The following is a 6986-nucleotide window of genomic DNA, read 5'->3' on the forward strand; positions in this document are numbered from 1 at the left end:
TCCCTTCTCAAGGGCTCTACCTGTAAGCTTTTATTAGAGCTTAGCTCTCCTTATACACATTCACATCCACATCATCGGATGGGTCTCCCCAACATTCCACATTCTTCAAACCTTTAATATTGTTCACATGGAAAACAGGATTTTTTCCACTTTTCTTTTGCTTTTGATAATCCGCCAGTGCAGCAAAAGCGATCTTCCCAAGTAATGCTATGGCGATCAGGTTGATAATGGCCATGAGTGCCATCAGCAAGTCAGCTAGCCCCCAAACAAATTTCAGTGAGGCAAGCGAACCGAATATCACCATCCCTACTACTGCGATACGATAGATGTTTAACCAAGCCTTATTTTCATTGATGAAGCCGATGTTCGACTCTCCATAATAATAGTTGCCGACAATGGAACTGAAGGCGAATAACAGGACGATAATGGCAAGGAAAATACCAGCCCAAGACCCCAATGCCGTCCCAAGTGCATTTTGGGTAAGGACGATTCCATCCGTTTCTTTCGATGTATAAAGACCTGAGAACAAAATGATGAAGGCAGTCGAACTGCAAATGATGAGCGTATCGACAAAAACACCCAGTGACTGAATGAGTCCTTGTTTGACGGGATGACTTACATCTGCCGTCGCTCCAGCATTAGGTGCACTACCCATCCCAGCTTCATTTGAAAATAGGCCACGCTTGATTCCCTGCATCATGGCAGCTCCCAGTACACCGCCAGCCACTTCTTTTATTCCATTAAATGCACTTTCAAAAATCAGAACAAAAACACCCGGTAACTCGGTAATATTCATGATGATGATAATCAACGCCACTATCACATAGGCTCCTGCCATAATCGGGACGATGACTTCAGATACCTTTGCAATCATTTTGATACCGCCAAAAATGATGACAGCTGTGACAACAGCCAGAATGAGACCCGTAACCCACTTTTCGATTCCAAACGATTCATTGAATGCACTTGAAATCGTATTGGCTTGAACCGAGTTGAAAGCAAGTCCAAATGTAAGCGAAATCAATACAGCGAACGTGATACCCATCCATCGGGCGTTCAAAGCTTTTTCCATATAATACGCAGGTCCTCCGCGGAATGCATCCCCATCCTTGACCTTATAGATTTGAGCAAGTGTACTTTCAATGAAAGCTGAAGCAGACCCAATCAATGCTATTAACCACATCCAGAAAACGGCTCCTGGGCCGCCCATCGTGATTGCGATGGCAACACCTGCAAGGTTACCAGTTCCTACCCTGGAAGCCGTGCTTATGCAAAATGCCTGAAAGGATGTCACACCCTTTTTTTCCGCCGTGGCTCCTTCCCCCAAAAGTCTGAACATTTCCCCAACCATCCTGAATTGGACAAACTTCGTACGTACGGAAAAATAAAGGCCCAATCCAATCAACATGATGATCAAAATGGATGACCATAACACATCATTTGTCTCACTAATAAATTTTTCTAACATCCCCATTAAAACAATCCCCTCTACTTCACTTTAATTATTATTACAAAAACATATACAGCTATAATTTATTTCCCTGTTCTTCAGGGAGATAAACTAATAAAGCCCATAAAAAAAAGGAAATTCCCGAATGAATCTCCAATACAATAATTATATTATATCCTAACTCACATTTTTTTTCATTCATGAATTGGTGGAATCAAAAGAAAAATATAATATTTCAGTATTCTTCCTTATGATATTAATCTTTCTTCCCCCACTTTATTTTAGTTCATTCCAGACGTCAGCAGAATCCCTTTTTCGTCCAAATCATCCAAAAAACTTTAATATAGCACCAAAAAGCCTCTTACCTTCTGTTCAAGGCTAACGTGCAAGGCTTTTTGCAAACATCGGATTCATATCATTTTTCTTAAACCACTCCCAATATAAGAAAAATTCCGTGCTGAAATTTAGTTATCATCTACATCGCAGAAGAGGCTTCAATGTATGAAATTCAAAAAAAGTGTAATCGTAAACAATCTAGGTATAATTCTCTTTGTAGGGATTATGTCAAGACAAGGGATTTAACGAATGATTATCAAATTAGGGAATTAGTTTGCAGTATAATTTGAACATCAACTTTGATTTTCATAGGGAAAAATATGTAATGCCCAATTTTGTATTCATTTCTTAAAAGGATGCGGACGCTGAATATCCAAATACAAATAATGCCCTTCTCGAATGAGAAAAGCTTTTATTTAAAAATAATACCTCTAAAAATTTTATATTGGAGAAGTTTTTTTACTATTGCACTAATAGTCCACCTGAGAACCCCTTTAACTGGTTTAACGAAGATTAAGAACAAGATTCCTTAAATTAGAAGTAAGCCAGCTGCAAATAGGATAGAATTCACAAAACCAATTTATATGTTTGCTCCTTCTGACTGATATGAACAGCAGTGATAACAGTTCCAATCACTTCCGCTTTATTCATAAACGATATGCTAAGGCTCGTCATTAATCCTGATTGACTAACCAAGAACCTAAAAAACGCTGCACATCATGTGAATAGGAACGCATGCGACCGTAAAATGACTGATCCTTCAGTTATCTATTGAAGAAAATTCACAAAATTAGACACACCTATTTTATTAAAACGCTTGTTTTTTCTGACTAGCCATAAATCTCTTGTTATATTTATACCGGAAATACCGACTTCCCGCAAAAAACCTTGATCCAATTCCCTGGCCAATGACAATCTTGGCAGAATACTGATTCCAAGTCCAGCTTCGACTGCACTTTTTATCGCTTGTGTACTTCCAATCTCCATGTAGTTTTCTATATTTTCTAAAATCCCATGCTCCCTTAACATGTTTTCTACGATAAGTCGTGTCCCTGAAATGGATTCACGCCAGATCATCCTTTCATTTCCCAATTCCTCTACCTGGATTTCTTTTCTGTCTCTCCATGTGTGGTCGGGTGGACAAACCAATATCAATTCGTCATCTGCGAATTTTTCTACAATAAAATCGGTGTTTTCCACGAGTCCTTCCACCAAGGCCAAATCAATGACATCGTTTGATAAATCCTCCAAAACTCGAGGGGTATTTTTTATCGTTAATGTCACTTTTATTTCAGGCTGCTGTTTTTTAAATCTCCCCAGCAAGCTTGGCAATAAATACTCGCCGATAGTCAGGGATGCACCTACTATGAGGTTTAAATTGTACTCGCCCACTGATTGCTGAATCACTTCTTTTGAATGGTTGAAGTCATTCACCATAGCTTTTGCAAAAGGGTATAACAACTTTCCTGCTTCTGTCACCCTTAGCCTCCCTTCCTCACGGTCAAATAACAAAGTGTTATAAAAATTTTCCAATTGGTGAATCTGTCTTGTTACCGCCGGTTGAGATAAGAAACTTAACCTCGCTGCCTGGCTTATGCTTCCTTCATCCACCACTAAACAAAACACTTTTAGATTTTCTAATTTCAAGACGCCGACCTCCATGTCTATAAATAGTTTAATAAAATGATAGCATCATATAGGTAAATGGTGAAATGGAAAAACAACGCTATTTTCCCTGAACAGGTGATTCTATTCAATTCTATAAAACGGATAAATCTTCTGGGTATAACGTTTTGTTATACCCGATGATTTTGTTGCAATTTACCCATTCCTTTTTCTTTGATATGTTAATAATAAGATTTATATAGAGCAGCATAGGAAGGGACTGATGACGATGAAAGGACAATGGAAAACACTGCTCCAATTATTTTGGACCTTTTTTAAAATAGCACCTGTCACATTCGGAGGCGGGTTTGCGATGATCCCTTTAATCGAAAAAGAAGTAGTGGAGAAGAGAAAATGGCTGAAAAGCGAAGAAGTTACGGATGTTTTTGCATTATCTCAGTCTGTACCGGGAGCTGTCGCCGTTAACTCCGCCACCTTTATCGGCCATCGAATTGCCGGAATGAAGGGCGCAATGGCAGCTATGATCGGTGTTACACTTCCTACCTTTTTAATTGTACTGCTCCTCGGCATTTTGTATTTTTTCATTCAGGATAATCCAAAGATAGAATCCGCATTCATATCGATTAGAGCTTCCATAGTTGCCATCATCGCCTATGCGGCTATCAAGATAGGAAAAACGGCTATTGTTGACAAATCAACATTAGGTATATTAATAGTGGGGATCCCAATCCTTTTTTTCATTCACCCTGTTTTAGCTATATTAGCAGGCGCGATAGCAGGTGTTGTGACCATCTCTATTAAGAGGAAATTAGGTTACAAAATCAACATGGACCGAAAAGAAAGGAAAGAAGAAGAGAATGATTTCGAATATTTCATGGGTGCAGGCATATAGGTCCATGAAAGGTGGGTGATGTTTCCCTGTTATCGGTTTAAACTAATTTTCAAGAAAGCGTGGGATAAAGGATGACGGAATTATGGGAATTGTTTAGTACCTTCTTTATTATCGGATTTGTATCGTTTGGAGGGGGATACGCCATGATTCCCGTAATAGGATCGGAAGTCTCACAGCATGGTTGGATGACGACGCAACAATTTACCGATGTAATTGCCATTTCCGGCATGTCCCCAGGTCCTATCACCACCAATAGTGCCATTCTCGTTGGCTATTCGACTGCTGGATTAGCAGGAGCCATATCATCTGCTCTCGGAATCCTGCTTCCTGCAATTATAGTCATAATCGTTATAGCCACCTTCTTCAGCAAATTGAATCATTATCCAATTATTCAATCGATGTTTTATGGACTAAGACCCATTGTCACTAGTTTAATCCTTTTTGCAGCGATAAGTTTTGCCATTTCCAATCATATGATAGCTATGAACTTTTCATGGCATACGATAAGCTTATTACTTGTTTTTGGATTATCATTATTTGCCTTATTGAAATTACGATGGCATCCAGCTTATGTCCTTATTCTTTCTGGATTAGTTGGTGTTGTCTTCTATTCATAACGACTCATTTTTCCGTTCAACACACTTCCATGTAATCTCTAAATCTTGGACATACTGAAAATATGACTGATTGGTATGGAAACGAAATATTTGTTCAAGTGAAACATTATCAAACAGACATATTTTTTAAAATGGTGCGATGGTACAACCTGAGTTTCGTGATTTTGTGGAAATGAAGGAGGAACGTGGATTTTCCGCCGTTCATCAATATGGGCAAAAGTTGGTTCCATAAATTAAAGAAATATCAAGCAGGAGAATTCGAATTTATAGTTCAGATGAGGAGCGACTTTGTTACTTTATAAATATTGATTGAATAGGCTACACGGACAGAATTTTTAAGGTCAAGTAGACTACAGATACTACATTTGAGGAGAATCTACATGGCCAAAAGAGAACGCCGAACATTTACCGAAGCGTTCAAACAACAGATTGTGCAGCTGTACCAAAATGGTAAGTCAAGAAAAGAGATTATTCGTGAGTATGATCTGACTCCTTCTTCTTTAGATAAGTGGGTGGGTCAGTGTCAGAACTCGGGTTCTTTTAAGGAAAAAGACAATCTAACCGATGAACAAAAGGAACTCATGGAACTCCGAAAGCGAAATAAGCAACTCGAAATGGAAAATGACATGTTAAAGCAAGCCGCGCTGATACTAGGACAAAGTAAATGTGATTAAGAATAATCAGCATAAATACTCGATATCAGCAATGTGTAACCGTTACTCCTTTGCTTTTAAGAAGATCTTTTTTCCATATCCTTGCATCAGCAGACATATGGAAAAAAGAAGTTTCTAAATTTTTCACTATCAAAGATCGAATAATCATCATCTACGTCAATAAACCATGTTTAAGAGCTAATACTTCTGCGTGTTTCAACACGTCGTAAATGCCCCCGCGTGCTTTAATGGAACCTGAAATGGGAAGGTGGCTGTCACATTTCAACAAAAATGTCCCTTCTAATGGATGCTCATACATGTGTGATAGCTGTTGATGCATCGCCGGGATGGGTACAATAGGAGATTCAATGATTCCGTTTAGTTTTCTTGTTTCAGGAAAAACTTTAGCAATGTAAAGAGCAAAACGCTGTAGCCTTTACTCGGCATCTTTTACATTTTTCTCATTATGTGGCCGCTTTTTAAGTACCTTTTGAAATGGTTCATATTTAGGATTTGGCCAAAATACATCCTTTGTAGCAACTAACTCGTTTATTAAAGGATATTCTTTTATCCAATCTTGAATTGTTTTCATCACTCTTCTCTTCCATAGGTATCGTACCTTTTTTCTTTATCTACTTATTGCCATTTAAAACCCTGACCTTAATGTCAAGAAGTCATTTTAATACCTACAGCCCCTGCAATAATACACATTATAAATAGGGTTAATCTTAAACTTTTAGGTTCATTAAAGAAGATCATTCCTGCTAAAACACTTCCAACAGAGCCGATACTGGTCCATATTGCATAGGCAGTCCCCACTGGAATAGAAGTTAATGACAAAGAAAGAAAATAAAAGCTTAAACTCCCCAAAAAAAGACACGCTACAGAGGGAAGCAATTTTTTAAACCCGTCTGCACGTTTCAGGCTTATAACACTACCAATCTCGGCAAATCCGGCAATAAGAAGAAAAAACCAAGCCATTGAATCATCCCCTAACCATGTATAAATCATATAATTCCTTTAATGCTTAGGTTGTGCTGGATCGGTTTTTATTCCAATTATACCCAATATCATTAAAGCCATAAAAAATACTTTTAGTGGATTAATGGTCTCTCCCAAAAAAAGCATCCCAATTACTACTGTTCCCACCGTTCCCAATCCAGTAAAAACGGCGTAACCAGTTCCTAAGGGAATGGAATGTAAAGCTTTTGAAAGTAAAAAGAAACTATAGATTATAATAACTACCGTTACTATACTAGGTATAATTTTGGTGAATCCGTGAGAATATTTAAGACCGATCACCCAGACGATTTCCAAAAGTCCTGCCATTATGATATATATCCATGCCATTTTATCGCTCGCTCCTTCGGCATTGACACTTATTTTTGAACCACGAAGTTCTCCATATATCG

At 38.3% G+C, this 6986-nt stretch carries 6 protein-coding genes and 2 pseudogenes; 3 read left to right on the top strand and 5 right to left on the bottom strand.

What is annotated here, in order from left to right; all coding sequences use genetic code 11:
- Window positions 1–40 precede the first annotated feature (40 nt).
- Window positions 41–1474, bottom strand: coding sequence for an alanine/glycine:cation symporter family protein (locus tag SB775_RS11335; protein ID WP_089363098.1), 1434 nt, complete (start codon window positions 1472–1474; stop codon window positions 41–43).
- A gap of 1080 nt (window positions 1475–2554) precedes the next feature.
- Window positions 2555–3433, bottom strand: a complete 879-nt coding sequence (locus tag SB775_RS11340) for a LysR family transcriptional regulator (protein ID WP_410861653.1) — start codon at window positions 3431–3433, stop codon at window positions 2555–2557.
- A gap of 241 nt (window positions 3434–3674) precedes the next feature.
- Between SB775_RS11340 and SB775_RS11345 the strand changes: the two genes are divergently transcribed.
- The 3 genes and pseudogenes from SB775_RS11345 to SB775_RS11355 form a co-directional block, all read left to right on the top strand.
- Window positions 3675–4304: a chromate transporter gene (locus SB775_RS11345; protein ID WP_250211789.1), complete on the top strand. Its 630-nt coding sequence runs from the start codon at window positions 3675–3677 to the stop codon at window positions 4302–4304.
- 71 nt (window positions 4305–4375) lie between these two features.
- On the top strand, window positions 4376–4921 hold the full coding sequence (locus SB775_RS11350; RefSeq protein ID WP_410861654.1) for a chromate transporter: 546 nt from the start codon (window positions 4376–4378) through the stop codon (window positions 4919–4921).
- Between the two features lie 380 nt (window positions 4922–5301).
- Window positions 5302–5632: pseudogene (locus tag SB775_RS11355) on the top strand (transposase); the annotation flags it as partial.
- Here the strand turns inward: SB775_RS11355 and SB775_RS11360 are convergent.
- From SB775_RS11360 to SB775_RS11370, 3 genes and pseudogenes are all read right to left on the bottom strand, one after another.
- A pseudogene (locus SB775_RS11360) lies at window positions 5633–6166 on the bottom strand (D-serine ammonia-lyase); the annotation flags it as partial. It abuts the pseudogene before it with no gap.
- Window positions 6167–6240: 74 nt separating this feature from the next.
- Complete coding sequence (locus SB775_RS11365) at window positions 6241–6555, bottom strand: DMT family transporter (protein ID WP_410861655.1); 315 nt, start codon at window positions 6553–6555, stop codon at window positions 6241–6243.
- 39 nt (window positions 6556–6594) lie between these two features.
- On the bottom strand, window positions 6595–6986 hold a 392-nt coding region (locus SB775_RS11370), incomplete at its 5' end, for a DMT family transporter (RefSeq protein ID WP_410861656.1).

The sequence above is a fragment of the Peribacillus sp. SIMBA_075 genome, assembly GCF_046534585.1.